The 14,876-nt window shown below is 72.4% G+C and carries 16 protein-coding genes; 10 read left to right on the plus strand and 6 right to left on the minus strand.

Annotated features, from left to right (window positions below; all coding sequences use genetic code 11):
* Nucleotides 1–162 precede the first annotated feature (162 nt).
* The gene (locus ACIGWZ_RS04745) at nt 163–846 is read right to left on the minus strand and encodes a FadR/GntR family transcriptional regulator (RefSeq protein ID WP_400060856.1); all 684 of its coding nucleotides are present in this window, start codon (nt 844–846) and stop codon (nt 163–165) included.
* A 201-nt stretch (nt 847–1,047) separates the two neighbouring features.
* Between ACIGWZ_RS04745 and ACIGWZ_RS04750 the strand changes: the two genes are divergently transcribed.
* The 3 genes from ACIGWZ_RS04750 (at nt 1,048) to ACIGWZ_RS04760 (ending at nt 4,156) form a co-directional block, all read left to right on the plus strand.
* Nucleotides 1,048–2,019 (plus strand): dihydrodipicolinate synthase family protein, encoded by a 972-nt coding sequence (locus ACIGWZ_RS04750; RefSeq protein ID WP_400060858.1) that lies wholly within the window; start codon nt 1,048–1,050, stop codon nt 2,017–2,019.
* 54 nt (nt 2,020–2,073) lie between these two features.
* A complete protein-coding gene (locus ACIGWZ_RS04755) occupies nt 2,074–2,700 on the plus strand; it encodes a hypothetical protein (RefSeq protein ID WP_400060860.1) in 627 nt (208 codons plus the stop codon).
* A gap of 118 nt (nt 2,701–2,818) precedes the next feature.
* Nucleotides 2,819–4,156 (plus strand): MFS transporter, encoded by a 1,338-nt coding sequence (locus ACIGWZ_RS04760; RefSeq protein ID WP_400060862.1) that lies wholly within the window; start codon nt 2,819–2,821, stop codon nt 4,154–4,156.
* An 18-nt stretch (nt 4,157–4,174) separates the two neighbouring features.
* Here the strand turns inward: ACIGWZ_RS04760 and ACIGWZ_RS04765 are convergent, their stop codons facing one another.
* Nucleotides 4,175–4,420: a hypothetical protein gene (locus ACIGWZ_RS04765; RefSeq protein WP_400060863.1), complete on the minus strand. Its 246-nt coding sequence runs from the start codon at nt 4,418–4,420 to the stop codon at nt 4,175–4,177.
* 67 nt (nt 4,421–4,487) lie between these two features.
* Between ACIGWZ_RS04765 and map the strand changes: the two genes are divergently transcribed.
* Nucleotides 4,488–5,345, plus strand: coding sequence for a type I methionyl aminopeptidase (map, locus tag ACIGWZ_RS04770; RefSeq protein ID WP_400060865.1), 858 nt, complete (start codon nt 4,488–4,490; stop codon nt 5,343–5,345).
* A 167-nt stretch (nt 5,346–5,512) separates the two neighbouring features.
* Nucleotides 5,513–6,211, plus strand: a complete 699-nt coding sequence (locus ACIGWZ_RS04775) for a heme oxygenase (biliverdin-producing) (protein ID WP_400060867.1) — start codon at nt 5,513–5,515, stop codon at nt 6,209–6,211.
* Between the two features lie 82 nt (nt 6,212–6,293).
* Here ACIGWZ_RS04775 and ACIGWZ_RS04780 read toward each other — a convergent pair whose 3' ends face one another.
* Nucleotides 6,294–6,977 (minus strand): PhzF family phenazine biosynthesis protein, encoded by a 684-nt coding sequence (locus ACIGWZ_RS04780; RefSeq protein WP_400061982.1) that lies wholly within the window; start codon nt 6,975–6,977, stop codon nt 6,294–6,296.
* Between the two features lie 417 nt (nt 6,978–7,394).
* On the opposite strand from ACIGWZ_RS04780, the gene efeO reads away from it, so the two are divergent.
* From efeO to ACIGWZ_RS04800, 4 genes are all read left to right on the plus strand, one after another.
* Nucleotides 7,395–8,549, plus strand: a complete 1,155-nt coding sequence (gene efeO / locus ACIGWZ_RS04785; protein ID WP_400060869.1) for an iron uptake system protein EfeO — start codon at nt 7,395–7,397, stop codon at nt 8,547–8,549.
* Nucleotides 8,550–8,577: 28 nt separating this feature from the next.
* The gene (gene efeB / locus ACIGWZ_RS04790) at nt 8,578–9,867 is read left to right on the plus strand and encodes an iron uptake transporter deferrochelatase/peroxidase subunit (RefSeq protein WP_400060871.1); all 1,290 of its coding nucleotides are present in this window, start codon (nt 8,578–8,580) and stop codon (nt 9,865–9,867) included.
* Between the two features lie 69 nt (nt 9,868–9,936).
* Nucleotides 9,937–10,929, plus strand: coding sequence for an iron uptake transporter permease EfeU (gene efeU, locus ACIGWZ_RS04795; RefSeq protein WP_400060872.1), 993 nt, complete (start codon nt 9,937–9,939; stop codon nt 10,927–10,929).
* A complete protein-coding gene (locus ACIGWZ_RS04800; RefSeq protein ID WP_400060874.1) occupies nt 10,916–11,797 on the plus strand; it encodes a hypothetical protein in 882 nt (293 codons plus the stop codon). The genes efeU and ACIGWZ_RS04800 overlap by 14 nt, the downstream gene beginning before the upstream one ends.
* A gap of 115 nt (nt 11,798–11,912) precedes the next feature.
* Here the strand turns inward: ACIGWZ_RS04800 and ACIGWZ_RS04805 are convergent, their stop codons facing one another.
* On the minus strand, nt 11,913–12,656 hold the full coding sequence (locus ACIGWZ_RS04805) for a bifunctional DNA primase/polymerase (RefSeq protein ID WP_400060876.1): 744 nt from the start codon (nt 12,654–12,656) through the stop codon (nt 11,913–11,915).
* A 141-nt stretch (nt 12,657–12,797) separates the two neighbouring features.
* Nucleotides 12,798–13,397 (minus strand): TetR/AcrR family transcriptional regulator, encoded by a 600-nt coding sequence (locus ACIGWZ_RS04810; RefSeq protein ID WP_400060878.1) that lies wholly within the window; start codon nt 13,395–13,397, stop codon nt 12,798–12,800.
* Nucleotides 13,398–13,528: 131 nt separating this feature from the next.
* Here ACIGWZ_RS04810 and ACIGWZ_RS04815 point away from each other — a divergent pair, with 131 nt between their 5' ends.
* Nucleotides 13,529–13,705 (plus strand): DUF6243 family protein, encoded by a 177-nt coding sequence (locus ACIGWZ_RS04815; protein ID WP_400060880.1) that lies wholly within the window; start codon nt 13,529–13,531, stop codon nt 13,703–13,705.
* A 201-nt stretch (nt 13,706–13,906) separates the two neighbouring features.
* Here ACIGWZ_RS04815 and ACIGWZ_RS04820 read toward each other — a convergent pair whose 3' ends face one another.
* The gene (locus tag ACIGWZ_RS04820; protein WP_400060882.1) at nt 13,907–14,857 is read right to left on the minus strand and encodes a small ribosomal subunit Rsm22 family protein; all 951 of its coding nucleotides are present in this window, start codon (nt 14,855–14,857) and stop codon (nt 13,907–13,909) included.
* Nucleotides 14,858–14,876 lie beyond the last annotated feature (19 nt).

The following is a 14,876-nucleotide window of genomic DNA, read 5'->3' on the forward strand; positions in this document are numbered from 1 at the left end:
GACCATAAAGAGGGCCCAACTGACCGTCAAGGCACCCGACATGACCCGTTTTCGTGTCGGCAAAGAGACACCTGACGGCGAGTGAAATCGCGGTGAACAATGCGACGCCCGGGACCGGGGCGCCGCAGGGACCCGGGCCGCGGGACGCCCCGGCGGACGGCGCTACTCGGCGAGCCGGCGGCGGATGCCGTCGAAGTGCCGGTGCATGGCCGCCACGGCGCGGTCGCCGTCGCCCGCCTCCAGCGCCTCGACGATCGCCAGGTGCTGACGGTATGTCACCTGCGGGTCCTGGCTGTCGTCGGAGAGGTCGTCGCGCACCCGCCGCAGCGCCTCCCAGAACGCATCCAGCACCTCGCTCAGCAGGTGGTTGCCCAGCGAGCGGTACAGCGCCTGGTGGAAGGCCCGGTCGGTGACGCTGAGCACCGCGCCCCCGCGCGCCTCCGTCGCCATCCGCTCGACCAGGCTCCGCAGCACGGCGAGATCCGCGGCCGGCAGACCGCGCGCGACGGCGGGGACGAGCCCGGCCTCCAGCGCCTCGCGGACCTCCATCAGCTCGTACAGGCTGGGGACGCCGTGGTGGTGGCCCACCGCGGCGCGGAAGGCGACGCCCTCGACGAACGGTTCGAGGGTGAGCGGGCCGACGAAGGTGCCGAAACCGTGCCGGATCTCGACGATGCGCAGGGCCTGCAGCGCTTTGAGCGCCTCCCGGACCGAGTTGCGGCTGACGTGGAGCAGGTTGACCAGCTCGGTCTCCGACGGCAGCGGGTCACCCGGCGTCAGTCCGTCCTGGAGGATGAGCTGTTTGATCCGCGCCTGGACGACCTCCGCCATCGTGCCGTGTGCCATGTGGTCACTCTCCCTCTCCCGCGGCTGCCGCACCCCGCCCGTTCGGCCGCCGGACCGCGCGTCCCTGGGCCGGGCGTCGGAGCACGCGCCTATTGTGACCCCGCACAGGACATCCCACGTCCCACGTCCCACCTCCCCTTCGTCGACGGGATCGGGCGGGAAACCGGCGTGGGAACCGACCTCGGAGCCGCTGGAGCCCCCATGGCACTCCCCGCACCGCTGCGCGGCGTCATCCCGCCCGTCTGCACCCCGCTCGACCGGCACGGCGAGGTCGACATCGCCTCGCTCTCCCGCCTGGTCACCCACCTCGTCCACGGCGGCGTCCACGGGCTGTTCGCGCTCGGCTCCAGCGGCGAGGTCGCCTACCTCACCGACGCCCAGCGCGCCACCGTCCTGGAGACCGTCGTCAAGGCCGCGGACGGCCGGGTCCCGGTACTCGCCGGCGTCATCGACACCACCACCCCCCGCGTCCTGGACCACGCGAGGACCGCCGCCGCACTGGGCGCCGACGCCCTGGTCGCCACCGCGCCCTTCTACACCCGCACCCACCCGCGCGAGATCGCCGCGCACTTCCGCCGCCTGCGCGCCGACGCCGCCCTGCCCCTCTTCGCGTACGACATCCCCATGGCCGTGCACCGCAAGCTGCCCCTCGCCCTGATCCGCGAACTGGCCGAGGACGGCACCCTCGCCGGGCTCAAGGACAGCAGCGGCGACGAGGGCGCGCTGCGCCGCCTGCTCGTCGCACTCGGCGGCCGCACCGGCCGCGGCACCGGCCCCGCGCCCGCCTTCTCCGTCCTCACCGGCTCCGAACTCGCCGTGGACGCCGCCCTGCTGGCGGGCGCCGACGGCGTCGTGCCGGGCATCGGCAATGTCGACCCGGCGGGCTATGTGCGGCTCTACGAGGCCGCGCGGACCGGCGACTGGGCGCGGGCGGCGGCCGAACAGGAGCGCCTGGTCGCGCTGTTCTCCCTCACCGACATCGGCCCGGAGGACGAGATGGGCCGCAGCTCCGCCGCGCTGGGCTCCTTCAAGACGGCCCTGTGGCTGCGCGGGGTGATCGACCACGGCGCCACCGCCTTCCCGCAGATCCCGCTGAGCGAGGAGTCGGTGGCGGAGGTGGGACGTCTGCTCACCGCCGCGGGGCTGCCGCCGGAGAAGAGCCCGTACGGGTGACCCCCCGGGGAAACGGCAACCAGGTCCCGGCGGCCCGCGGCAGGATGCGGGCCCATGGATGCCGTACGGGTCGCGCTGCTGCGCGAGGTGCTCGCCGGAACGGAGTGGATCCAGTCCACCCGCCGGTTCGCCGGATCGCTGCGGGCCTCGGTCGCCGCGCACGACGGCGGCCTGCTCCTGGTCGGCAGCGCCGTGTACGAGCCCTGGCATCTGGCCGCCCACCTGGACGACGAGGCCGCCTGGTCGGGCCTGCCGGAGCTGTCGCCCACCCTGGTGCGGCACCGCGTCCCCGGTGGTGCGCCGGCCCATCTGTCCGTGGGGCTCGGCCGGCTGGAGGCCGCCGGGCGCGGCGCGACACTGCTGGTCGTCACGCCGGAGCGGCCCGGCGCCGGGCTGCTGGAGCGGGTGCACGACGCCCGCCGCAACGGCGCGACGGTGCTCGCGCTGGACGGCGGCGACCGCGATCTGCAGGCGCTGGCCCATGACGCGCTGACCGCGCCGGAGGACGCCGGCGGCCGGACCGGGGACCTCGATCTCGACACGGTGCAGCACCTGGTGAGCGCGGCCGCCGGGGAGAACAGCCTGCCCGCCCCGTTGGGCACCGCCCCCCGCCGCCGCTTCCGCGACCGGCTGGCCCGCCTCGCCGACGGGCTGACGGCGCCACCGCCGCCGCGGTGGTGAGCGGGCCGCCGCGGTGGTGAGCGGGCCGCGGTGCCCCCGCGCGGCGGCCGTGCGCGGCCGGTGGCCCGCCGGGTAAATCCTTTGCCCCGCCCGCCGCGGGCGCGCACGATGGTGGCTCGTGACCCCGGACCACCCGCCGTCGCCCGCGCCACGGCGCCGGGCCGCCGCGCTCCTCCCCGACCTCGCCCCGTGGCGCTCCTCCCGCGACTTCCGGCTGCTGTGGTGCGCGGGCGCGATCACGGTCTTCGGCAGCGCGCTGACCCTGGTCGCGCTGCCGCTCCAGCTCAAGGAACTGACCGGGTCCCCGCTCGCCGTCGGTGCGCTGGGCGCCGTCGAACTCGTCCCGCTGATCGTCTTCGGCCTCTACGGCGGCGCGCTCGCCGATGCCCTGGACCGCCGCGGGCTGATCATCCGCACCGAAGCCGCGCTCGGTGTCATGTCCGCGCTCCTGCTGCTCAACAGCCTGCTGCCGCACCCCCTGGTGTGGCCGCTCTATGCCGTCGCCGCCGCCGCGAGCGCGCTGACGGGTCTGCAACGTCCGGCGCTGGACGCGATCGTGCCGCGCATCGTGCCGCGCGAACAGCTCGCCGCGGCCGCCGCGCTCAATGCGCTGCGCTGGCAGCTCGGCACCATCGCGGGGCCCGCGGTGGCCGGCTGGCTGCTCGCCTGGGCCGGGCTGCGCTGGGCGTACGCCCTCGACGCGGCCACCTTCGCGGTCTCCGTGCTGCTCGCCCTGAAGCTGGCGCCGTCGCCCGCCTCGCACGACGCCTCCCGCCCGTCGCTGCGCGGGATCGCCGAGGGCGCACGGTACGCCTGGAGCCGCAAGGAGCTGCTGGGCACCTACGCCATCGACCTGACCGCGATGCTCTTCGCGTTCCCGCTGGCGATCTTCCCCTTCCTCGCGGACGACCTGGACGCCCCGTGGGCACTGGGGATGATGTACGCGGCGCTGCCGGCGGGTTCCGCCGTGGTGAGCCTGACCAGCGGCTGGACGACGCGGATCCACCGCCACGGCCGCGCGGTCGTGCTGGCGGCGGCCGGCTGGGGGCTGGCGGTCACCGCGGCCGGGCAGCTGCACAGCGTCTGGCTGGTGCTGCTCTGCCTCGCCCTGGCCGGTTCCTGCGACATGGTCAGCGGCATCTTCCGCTCGGCGATGTGGAACGGGACCATCCCCGACGCGCTGCGCGGCCGGCTGGCCGGTATCGAGCTGCTGTCGTACTCGGCGGGCCCGCAGCTGGGCCAGCTCCGGATCGGCTCGATGGCGGCGCTGACGTCCGTACGGACCTCGATCTGGGCGGGCGGGGCGCTGTGCTTCGCCGCGGTGGGACTGCTGGCGCTCGCGCTGCCGAAGCTGATGGCGTACGACGCGAGGACGGACGAGCATGCGGCGGCGTTGCGCGCGGGCGGAGCGGCGGACGAGGACAGCGCCCCGCGCACCGCGTCCGCCGGCGCCTAGGTGTATTGACCTGGGGCGTCAGGCCCCGGGGGCGGGTGGCTGGTCCCCCGGCCCCTCCCCCTTGTCGTGCCACTTGGGGTCGGTCTCCCACTCCAGGTTGCGTTCGCGTGCCGTCTCCATGGCGTGCGCCGCTTCCTCGCGGCTGGCGTAGGGGCCGAAGCGGTCGGCGGCCCGGCACTCGGGGCCTTCCTCGACCGTCTGGTGCCGCAGGCAGTAGTACCACTCGCCGGGCCTGCCGACCGTACGCCTCTTGAACAGCGCCATTGCCGCCTCCTGTGGGTGACTCCCGTGCCGCCATCCTGCCCGATGGCCCGCGGATACACTCGCTGGCATGTCTGGCCAGTCGCTTCTTGTCCCGGGGAGCATCTCCCCCACCCGCCCCGTCCCCGCCTCGATCCCTCGCCCCGAGTACGTCGGGAAGGACGCACCGACGCCGTACACCGGGCCCGAGGTGCAGGACGCCGAAACGATCGAGAAGATGCGGATCGCAGGCCGGATCGCCGCGCAGGCGATGGCGGAGGCCGCCAAGCACATCGCGCCGGGCGTGACGACCGATGAACTGGACCGGGTCGCCCATGAGTTCATGTGCGACCACGGCGCCTACCCGTCCACGCTCGGCTACCGCGGCTTCCCCAAGTCCCTGTGCTCCTCGCTCAACGAGGTCATCTGCCACGGGATCCCGGACTCCACCGTCCTCAAGGACGGCGACATCGTGAACCTGGACGTCACCGCCTACATCAACGGTGTGCACGGCGACAACAACGCCACGTACCTGTGCGGCGAGGTCGACGAGGAGTCGAAGCTCCTGGTGGAGCGCACCCGCGAGGCGCTCAACCGCGCCATCAAGGCGGTCAAGCCGGGCCGTCAGATCAACATCATCGGCCGGGTCATCGAGTCGTACGCCAAGCGCTTCGGCTACGGAGTCGTCCGCGACTTCACCGGTCACGGCATCAACTCCTCCTTCCACTCCGGCCTGATCGTTCCGCACTACGACAGCCCGCACCACGCCACCGACATCAAGCCCGGCATGACCTTCACCATCGAGCCGATGCTGACGCTGGGCACCCACGACTACGACATGTGGGAGGACGGCTGGACCGTGGTCACCAAGGACCGCAAGCGGACGGCGCAGTTCGAGCACACGCTGGTGGTGACGGAGACCGGGACCGAGATCCTCACGCTTCCCTGACGCGGGCGCGGCCGAGGCGGGGCCCGGACCGGGCCCGCGCCGGGCGAAGCCGGGTCAGATTTTACCGACAGGGCGTCGGGAACAGGGGTAGGCTGGTTACCGACAGGCTGTCGGGAACGGATGGACCGCCTGTTCCCGTCCGCTCCTCTCGGCCCCGGAGGCCCGCTTTGGAAGCGTCCCGCCCGACCCCGTCGCCCTCTGGCAAGCGTTCGGATCCGCCCCCGCCCTTCTCCACGGTCATCCGCACCGCCTCGCACGAGCAGCACACCGAGGCGGAGAACTCCTCCTTCATGAGCGACCTCCTCGGCGGCCGGCTCGGGGTCGCGGCCTACCGGCGCTATACCGAGCAGCTGTGGTTCGTCTACCGCGCCCTGGAGGAGACCTCCGGGACGCTCGGCGACGACCCGGTGGCGGGCCCCTTCATCCGCCCCGAGCTCGCCCGCACCACCGAGCTGGAACGCGACCTGACCCACCTGGGCGGCTCCTCCTGGCAATCCGGCCTGGAGCCGCTGCCCGCCACCGCCGCCTACGCCGACCGGGTCCGCGCCTGCGCCCGCGAGTGGCCGGCCGGCTACGTCGCCCACCACTACACCCGCTATCTCGGCGACCTCTCCGGCGGCCAGATCATCCGCGGCACCGCCGAGAAGACCTGGGGCTTTGCGCGCAAGGGCGACGGCGTGCGGTTCTACGTCTTCGAGGACATAGGCAACCCCGCCGCCTTCAAGCGCGAATACCGCGAACTGCTGGACGCGCTGCCCGTGGACGACCTGGAGAAGCAGCGGGTGGTCGACGAGTGCAAGCGCGCGTTCGCGCTGAACAGTGCGGTCTTCCGGGAGCTGGGCGAGGAGTTCCCGCTGAGCGCCTGAGGGGCGTACGGAGCGGACGGGCGGGGCGGGCACGTCACGCCCGTCCGTCCGTCACACCCGGTCCGTCACTTCCGCTCGTCCGTCACGCCCGTCCGGTCCGGCCGATCTCGGTGAGCGCGACGCGGCCACCGAGGTCGATGGCGCCGTCCGGCCGCGGCCGGGTCAGGATCTGTGAGCCCGCGCCCTGGCGGATGTCGAGGGCGCGGCCCAGCTCATGGGTGAGGGTGAGCGCGGCGGCACCGGTGGCCTCGTCCTCCCTGATGCCGTCGCCGCGCCGCGGAAAGGCGCGGGCCCGTACACCGCCCGCCGCCCGGTCCCGCCAGGCCCAGGCGTAGAGCCAGCCCTCGCCCGGCGGCGGCGCGGGCAGCGCATCGACCTCGGCGGGGGACCCGTACTCCTCGGTCCGGCGCCCGGTCGCCCACTCGGGCCGGCCGCGGACCCAGGTGAGATCCCCGTCGTACGCGACCGCCACCTCGCCGGCGGGCGGCCGCAGCGTCGCCACCGGACGCCCGAGGTGGCGCAGCAGCCAGGCCACGCCGACGAGCGGATGCCCGGCGAACGGCAGCCGCGCGGTCGGGGTGTAGATGTCGACCACGCCGCGGGCCGCATCGTCGATGAACACCGTCTCGCTGAAGCCGAGTCGAGCGGCGAGGGCCTGCCGGTCCGGCTCGGCCGGGACGGCGGCGCCGTCGCACACGACGCCCAGGGGGTTGCCGCCCCCGCCGTCGCCTCCGCAGAAGACGCGGAGCACATACAGCTCCGTCACCGCCCCGGTCGCGCCACCCGCCCCCGTATCGCCCGTCCCCGTATCGACCCTGCACCCACCGGTCGTCCCGCTCTCGGTCATCCCCGCATTCAACAGCAGCCGTTCCCGCATGGCGATCATGGCCGGGAGGCGGCCGGTCCGCCCGGCCGCGGCCGATCCGCCGGGAGAGCCGCGACGACTGGCCGAATATCACCGGTCATGCCCGGGCATGGGCGAGGCCCCTTACCTTGACCGTTCCATGACGGTTCCGTGACCGGGGTCGACCCAACCCGTGATCGGGTCGTTGTCCGTGAGAGCGGGATCACTGGACAGGGTGGGCAGAAGCAGGTAAGCCTCAGATAACTTAGGGCTGCCTTAGTGGCAGCCCTAGTGTTCGTCCCCCCGTTTGTGCACCGCTCGAGCCCGCCTGGAGTCCGTATGCGAGCCCACCGCTCCCCCGTCGTCGCCGCCATCGCCGTGGCCGCGACCCTGACCGCCGTCGCCGGCTGCGCCGAGAAGAGCGACGGCAAGGGCACGGGCGCCAAGGGTGCGATCGAGGTGACCGCGACGGACAGCGAGTGCAAGGTTTCGGCCAAGGAGTTCCCGGCCGGGCATGTGCAGTTCGCCGTCCAGAACAAGGGCTCCAAGGTCACCGAGATGTACGTCTATGCGCCCGGCGACCGGATCGTGACCGAGCGGGAGAACATCGGGCCCGGCACCAAGGTGGAGATCACCGCCGAGATCAAGCCCGGTACGTACGAGGTCGCGTGCAAGCCCGGCATGAAGGGCGACGGCATCCGCCAGAAGGTGACCGCGAGCGGCAAGGGCGCGGCGGTCAAGCGGGACCCGAAGCTGGACGCCGCGGTCGCCGCGTACCGCAAGTACGCCCAGGAGCAGGCCGACCTGACCCTCCCCGCGGCGCAGAAGTTCGCCGACGCGGTGAAGGCCGGGGACGTCGAGGCCGCGAAGAAGACCTATGCGGTGTCGCGGGTCGGGTGGGAGCGGACCGAGCCGGTGGCCGAGTCGTTCGGTGACATCGACCCCAAGGTCGACACCCGCGCGGACGGTCTGGCGAAGGGCCAGAAGTGGACCGGCTGGCACAAGCTGGAGCAGTCCCTGTGGGAGAAGAAGAAGATCTCCGGGGACGACAAGAAGCTCGCCGACACGCTGATGACCGACCTCAAGGACTGGCAGAAGCGGGTCGGCAAGGCCGTGATCAACCCGACCACCATGGCCAACGGCGCCAAGGAGCTGCTCGACGAGGTCGCCACCGGCAAGGTCACCGGTGAGGAAGAGCGCTACAGCCACACCGACCTGATCGACTTCCACGCCAACGTCGAGGGCGCCCAGAAGGCGTACGACCTGCTGAAGCCGGTCGCCGCCAAGAACGACCCGGCGCTGGCCAAGGAGCTGGACAAGCAGTTCAAGGCGATCCTCGGACAGCTCGACAAGCACCGCGACAGCAAGTCCGCCGACGGCTTCGCCTCGTACGACACGGTCGACAAGGGCGAGCGCAAGACCCTGTCCGACAGCGTCAACGCGCTGGCCGAGCCGCTGTCGAAGCTGGCCGCCGCGGTGGCCGTCAACAAGTAGTCGGGTACGGGAGAGGGAGGGACGCCGGATGTCCAACGACGAGACGCACGACGGCGCGGCCGGGCACGCCCCCTCGCGGCGGTCACTGCTGGGCTGGGGCGGCGCGGGGCTGGCGCTCGGTGCGGTCGCGGCCGGCGGTACGGCGGCGGCGCTGCGCACCGGCGGCGACGCCCAGCCGGCCGGGGCGGATGCGACGGCGGGCGCCGCGGTCGCCTTCCACGGCGCCCACCAGGCCGGAATCGCCTCGGCGGTCCAGGACCGGCTGCACTTCGCCGCCTTCGACGTCACGACGGACGACCGCGACGAGCTGATCGGGCTGCTCAAGGAGTGGACGAAGGCGGCGGCGCGGATGACCGCGGGCGACGCGGTCGGCGACGGCGCGGTCGGCGGGCTCGCGGAGGCGCCGCCGGACGACACCGGCGAGGCGCTGGGACTGCCGCCGTCCCGGCTCACCCTCACCTTCGGCATCGGCCCGTCGCTGTTCGAGAAGGACGGCAAGGACCGGTTCGGCATCAAGGCGCGCCGGCCCGAGGCACTGGTCGATCTGCCGCAGTTCCCCGGCGACAACCTCGACAAGGCGCGCAGCGGCGGCGATCTGTGTGTGCAGGCGTGTGCGGACGACCCGCAGGTCGCGGTGCATGCGATCCGTAATCTGGCCCGGATCGGCTTCGGCAAGATAGCCATCCGCTGGTCGCAGCTGGGGTTCGGCAAGACGTCCTCGACGACGCCGGATGCCCAGACCCCGCGCAACATGATGGGTTTCAAGGACGGCACCCACAACATCGCGGGCACCGACGCCGCGGCCCTGGACAAGCATGTCTGGGTCGGCGCGAAGGACGCCAAGGGCGACGCGGGCTGGATGGCCGGCGGCTCGTACCTCGTCGCGCGCCGGATCCGGATGCACATCGAGACCTGGGACCGCACCTCGCTCAAGGAGCAGGAGGACATCTTCGGCCGGGACAAGGGCGAAGGTGCCCCGGTCGGCAAGAAGCACGAGCGGGACACCCCGCATCTGAAGTCGATGCTGCCGACCGCGCATGTCCGCCTCGCACACCCGGACTCCAACGGCGGGGTGCGGATCCTGCGCCGCGGCTACTCCTTCACCGACGGGACGGACGGCCTGGGCCGGCTGGATGCGGGGCTGTTCTTCCTCGCCTACCAGCGCGACGTCCGCCATGGCTTCGTCCCGCTCCAGCAGAAGCTGGCGGCCGACGACGCCCTCAACGAATACATCCAGCACGTGGGTTCGGCGATCTTCGCGGTGCCGCCGGGCGTCCGGAATGCGGACGACTGGTGGGGCCGGGAGCTGTTCGCCTGATCCGTCCGACGCCGTCGGCACCGCCGTCGCCACCGTCGTCAACTTCATGAAGGAAGGGAAGAAACCGACGTGTTCGGCAACTACCTGATCGGTCTGCGCGAGGGCCTGGAAGCCAGCCTCGTGGTCTGCATCCTCATCGCCTATCTGGTCAAAACGGGCCGGCGGGAGGCGCTGCGGCCGGTCTGGGCCGGCATCGCCCTTGCGGTGGTGCTGTCGTTCGCCTTCGGGGCGGCGCTCCAGTTCGGCTCGCAGACGCTGACGTTCCAGGCGCAGGAGGCGCTCGGCGGCTCGCTGTCGGTCATCGCGGTGTGCCTGGTGACGTGGATGGTCTTCTGGATGCGGCGTACCGCGCGGCATCTGAAGAAGGAGCTGCACGGCAAGCTGGACCAGGCGCTCCAGATGGGCACCGTGGCGCTGGTGGTCACCGCATTTCTGTCGGTGGGCCGTGAAGGCCTGGAGACCGCGCTGTTCATCTGGACGGCCGCCCAGTCCGCCAACGACGGTGTACGGCCGCTGGTCGGGGCGCTGCTGGGGCTGCTGACGGCCGTGGTGCTGGGCTGGCTGTTCTACCGCGGCGCGGTGCGGATCAACCTGGCGAAGTTCTTCACCTGGACCGGCGGGATGCTGGTGGTGGTCGCGGCGGGCGTGCTGGCGTACGGCTTCCACGATCTGCAGGAGGCGGACATCCTGCCGGGGCTGAGCGCCCAGGCGTTCGACATCAGCGCGCAGATACCGGTCGACAGCTGGTACGGCACGCTGCTGAAGGGCATCTTCAACTTCCAGCCGGACCCGACAGTCCTTCAGGTCACGGTGTGGGCTCTGTATCTGATCCCGACCCTCGCGTTCTTCCTCGCCCCCGGTAGGGTTGCGCCGAATCGTGCCACCCCGGCGGAGCCCAAGTCCGCCCCGGTCGCCCCGAAGGAGCCCGAGCCCCATGACACGCAGGTCGCCGTTCCGGGTGCCCGTAACACTGACGTCGGCAGCGGCGGCGATGGTGATACTGAGCGGGTGCATGACGGTGCACGGCGAGCGGGAGAAGCTGCCGGCGGTGACGAAGGCTGAGGCCGACAAGGCCCTCGAGCGCTTCATCGGCGGCTTCAACAAGATCCGCCGCACCCTCGACCCCGAGCTGAACCCCCGCTACGAGGCGGGCGCGATGCTCGCCCTGGACCAGGCTGCGGTCAAGGCGGCGCACGGCGCGAACCCGAAGGGCGCGCCGAACTCCGCGCCGGTGACGTACAAGGACGCGCACTTCACCGTGCCCAAGCAGGTGGGCTGGCCGAGGTCGTTCGTCGCCGATGCGCTCACCAACCTCACGTCCCGCCGCACCGGCACGCTGATCCGCTGGTACCTGGTGTTCAGCCGGGACAGCATCGATGCACCGTGGCGCGTGGTCTACCAGGCGACGTTCCCGGACAACAAGGCGCCCGAGCTCAAAACGGACGCGGACGGCTTCGCCGAGTCGGTGCCCACGGGCGGCGCGTCGGACCTGGTGGTGGACCCGGGCGAGCTGAGCAAGACGTACGCGGACTACCTCAACACCGGCAAGGGCGACGTCTTCGCGTCCGGCCCGAACACCGACCAATGGCGGGCGAAGCGGGCCAAGGACGCCAACGGGGTGGGTTCGCGGATCCTGTACGAGGACTCCCCCGCCGCCTTCCCGCCGGTCGCGCTGCGCACGAAGGACGGCGGGGCGCTGGTGTTCTTCGCGACCTACTACCACCAGCAGAAGACGGTGTCCCCGGGGATGATCATCACGGTGGGGCCGGACCTGCGGGGGATACTGCAGGGCCCGATGAAGAAGAAGACCACCCAGATGGCGATCTCCAACGTCTCGGGACAGGCGGTCAAGGTGCCGGCGAAGAGCGCCGGCGGCAAGGTCGCCTTCCTCTACCGGCTGGATGCGAAGACCTCGCTGAAGGCCCAGTAGCCTCGCGCGCACCACGGGGCCGTCGGTTTTCCGGCGGCCCCTTTGCCGTGCCCACCTACCCCACGTGCCCCCGGGGCCGGGCGTACGGGAACGGGCTCGGCGTCCGGGAACGGGGTCAGCGGCCGATCGGCCAGGCCGCCGTCTCGTGGTCCGGCGAGCCTTCGAGGAACGCCGCGCAGGCGTCGGTGAGCGACTCCAGCAGCGTCAGCGGGTCGGGCAGCGGCAGCTCGGGGCCGCGCAGCCAGGTCACCGGGGGCTGCTCGCCGGGCAGCGTCGAGGGGGGCAGCAGGACGTAGCTGCCGCGGCAGTGCCAGCGCAGCCCGGGGTGCTCGTCGAGGGTCTCGGGGTGGCAGTCCAGCTCGCAGGGCCACCACTCGTCCTCGTCGTCCGGGGTGCCGCGGGTGGCGGTGAAGAACAGCATCCGGCCGTCGCCGAAGCCGGCGCCGCTGAGGGTGACGGGGCCGACGTCGATGCCCGCCGCGTCCAGTCGGCCCAGCGCGCTGCGGCCCGCCTCGACGGGGACGTCCAGCACGTCGTGGGCGATGCCGGTGGCGGTGATGAAGTTGGCCTGCGGGAAGGTGCGTACCCAGGCGGCGACCTTGTCGCGGTCGGTGGTGGCGACGGTCTGCCAGCCGAAGGAGACGGGATGCCGGCCCGGGGTGGGACAGCCGATGCGTTCACAGGAACAGCCGTAGCCGGAGGGGTGCGCCGCCGGGGCCACCGGGAAACCCGCGTCGGCCGCCGCCAGCAGCAGGTCCTCGCGGCCGCGCGCAGCCGTCGATCCCGTGTCCGTATCGCCGCCGTCCGATCCGCTCCTCGGGCGGCGCAGCCACTGGGAGAACCTGCTCTTGCGGTCCATCTATCCCCTCACTTCGAGCGGTGGTCTGGGATCAATGCTGCCACCATCCTGCGCCCCAGGTGACCGGTGTGCGGATCCGGGGTGAACGAATGAGGGGCGGATCCCGGCAAATGCCGCCTCAGCGGCAATCCGCCGGTTCGGTCAGTCGCGTGGCCGCAGACCACGCAACACCAGGTCGACCAGGGTGTCGACGTAGTCGTAGGTCAGTTCGCCGGTGCGCATCAGCCAGCGCTGTGAGAACGGACTCATCACCATTTCGGCGGCCACCCGGGGATCGACGTCGGCGGCCACTTCGCCGGATTCCTGGGCGGCGCGGATCCGGTCGGCGTAGACGCGGATGCCGGGTTCCAGCAGCCGGGTGACGAAGGTGCGCGAGAGCTCCTCGTCGTTGGCGCCGGCCGCCGCGAGGGCGCGGTACGGGGCCTGCCACGCGACGTCGTTGAACTCGTCGGCGGTCGCCCGCAGCACGAACTTCAGGTCCGCCGCCAGATCGCCGGTGTCCGGGAGGCCCTGTTCGTAGTCCTCGCCCACGCTGTCGGTGAACGCGTCCAGGAGAACGGCGGCCTTGGAGGGCCACCAGCGGTAGATCGTCTGCTTGCCGACGCCGGCTCGGGAGGCGATGCCCTCGATCGTGAGCTTGTCGTAGCCGACCTCGCCGACGAGGGCGAGGGCGGCGTCGAAGATCGCGTGGCGGGAGCGTTCGCTGCGGCGGGTGGCGTCGGGGGCTGTCTTGTCGGCCATGGGGCCGAGCTTACCGGGGCGTAAGGCGAGACGTATCGTCTTGGACGGCTTGACAAGACGCTTCGTCTCGCGGCATGCTCGGCAACAAGCGAGACGGACCGTCTCGCCGATGGCCGAGGAAAGGACCGATCATGAGCAAGGGAAACGCAGGCGGCATGCTCGGCGTGGGCGGCACCCGCAACAAGCTCTCCCGCGGCGCGCTGCGCGGCGGCGGGCAGGGCGGCCACGCCGCCGGAGGGCGCCCCGACCCCCAGGCGCAGCGCCGCGAGCTGCTGCGCAGACTCCAGGAGGAGCGAGGAGCCCGGTAGGGGGCGGGGGGGCGCCGCCGGCACCCCGCGACGGAGTGACTCGAGGCAGGAGCCGTTGCCGGTTGCGGTACACGATGCGCCGACCGGTCGGCGGCGACGCGTCAGGCCCAGTCGTCTCCGGCACCCCGCGGCGGAGTGACCCGAGGCAGGAGCCGTTGCCGGTTGCGGTACACGATGCGCCGACCCGGCAGCGGCATCGCGTCAGGCCCAGTCGTCGCCCCAGGACGCGTCCCGGGCGGCACGGTAGTCGGTGCCGTGCCGCTTGGTGACCGTGCTGCGCCGCAGGCCCTCCTTCGCGGTGCAGAGGTCCAACAGGACCTGGCCCTTGCGCAGTTGCGGCTTGCGGACGATCCGGGACGGGGCGGCGGAGGCGTCGAGGGAGGTGGCCGCGACATAGCTGAACTTCTCGTCCTCGTACGGCAAGGAGCCGCCCTTGACCTGCCGGTGCAGCGACGAGCGGCTGACCCGCGCCGAGAAGTGGCACCAGTCCTCGCCGACGGCGATCGGGCAGGTGTCGCCGTGCGGGCACGGCGCGACGACCCGCAGGCCCGCCGCGATGAGCTGGTCGCGGGCCTCGCGGATGCGGAGATAGCCGTCGGGGGTACCCGGCTCTATCAGGACGACGGACGTGGCGGAGGCGGCGGCTTCGACCACGGCGCGGCGGGCGTCGGGGCGCAGCTCGCCCAGCACGTAGGAGACGGTCACCAGGTCCGTGCCCGCCGGGACCGTCAGCCCCTCGCCGATGATCCCCCGCTGCCACTGGGTGCCGGGCAGGATCCCGGCGGCAAGTTCACGGCCCAGGTCGAGGGCGGGCTGCGCCCAGTCCAGGACCGTGCTGCGGTGGCCCTCCCAGGTGGCCGCGGCGGCCCAGGTGGCGGCGCCCGTGCCGCCGCCGATGTCGAGATGGGTGGCCGGGGACCAGTCCGGGACGCGGACGGCGAAGGCGGTCAGCGCGGCCCGTACGGCCTCGAAGGTCGCCGGCATCCGGTAGGCGGCGTACGCGGCGACATCGGCGCGGTCCCGCAGGACCGGGGCGTCGGTGGGGGTGGTGCCCCGGTAGTTGGCGATCAGCCGGTCGACGGCCTGCGCGGCCTGCTTGGGCGGCAGGCCGTCGAGCAGGCCGGCCAGGGCGGCGCGCAGTTCCTCGTGCATTGGGCCAAGTTTACGGGGC

This window comes from Streptomyces sp. NPDC053427 (genome assembly GCF_044544985.1).
Taxonomy (GTDB): domain Bacteria; phylum Actinomycetota; class Actinomycetes; order Streptomycetales; family Streptomycetaceae; genus Streptomyces.

What these genes read in the sequence shown, in the direction of transcription:
- efeB (WP_400060871.1), top strand. Translation starts at nt 8,578, where the DNA reads ATGTCCAACGACGAGACGCACGACGGCGCGGCCGGGCACGCCCCCTCG.
- ACIGWZ_RS04820 (WP_400060882.1), bottom strand. Translation starts at nt 14,857, where the DNA reads ATGCACGAGGAACTGCGCGCCGCCCTGGCCGGCCTGCTCGACGGCCTG.
- ACIGWZ_RS04750 (WP_400060858.1), top strand. Translation starts at nt 1,048, where the DNA reads ATGGCACTCCCCGCACCGCTGCGCGGCGTCATCCCGCCCGTCTGCACC.
- map (WP_400060865.1), top strand. Translation starts at nt 4,488, where the DNA reads ATGTCTGGCCAGTCGCTTCTTGTCCCGGGGAGCATCTCCCCCACCCGC.
- ACIGWZ_RS04805 (WP_400060876.1), bottom strand. Translation starts at nt 12,656, where the DNA reads ATGGACCGCAAGAGCAGGTTCTCCCAGTGGCTGCGCCGCCCGAGGAGC.
- ACIGWZ_RS04745 (WP_400060856.1), bottom strand. Translation starts at nt 846, where the DNA reads ATGGCACACGGCACGATGGCGGAGGTCGTCCAGGCGCGGATCAAACAG.
- efeO (WP_400060869.1), top strand. Translation starts at nt 7,395, where the DNA reads ATGCGAGCCCACCGCTCCCCCGTCGTCGCCGCCATCGCCGTGGCCGCG.
- ACIGWZ_RS04765 (WP_400060863.1), bottom strand. Translation starts at nt 4,420, where the DNA reads ATGGCGCTGTTCAAGAGGCGTACGGTCGGCAGGCCCGGCGAGTGGTAC.
- ACIGWZ_RS04815 (WP_400060880.1), top strand. Translation starts at nt 13,529, where the DNA reads ATGAGCAAGGGAAACGCAGGCGGCATGCTCGGCGTGGGCGGCACCCGC.
- ACIGWZ_RS04755 (WP_400060860.1), top strand. Translation starts at nt 2,074, where the DNA reads ATGGATGCCGTACGGGTCGCGCTGCTGCGCGAGGTGCTCGCCGGAACG.
- ACIGWZ_RS04810 (WP_400060878.1), bottom strand. Translation starts at nt 13,397, where the DNA reads ATGGCCGACAAGACAGCCCCCGACGCCACCCGCCGCAGCGAACGCTCC.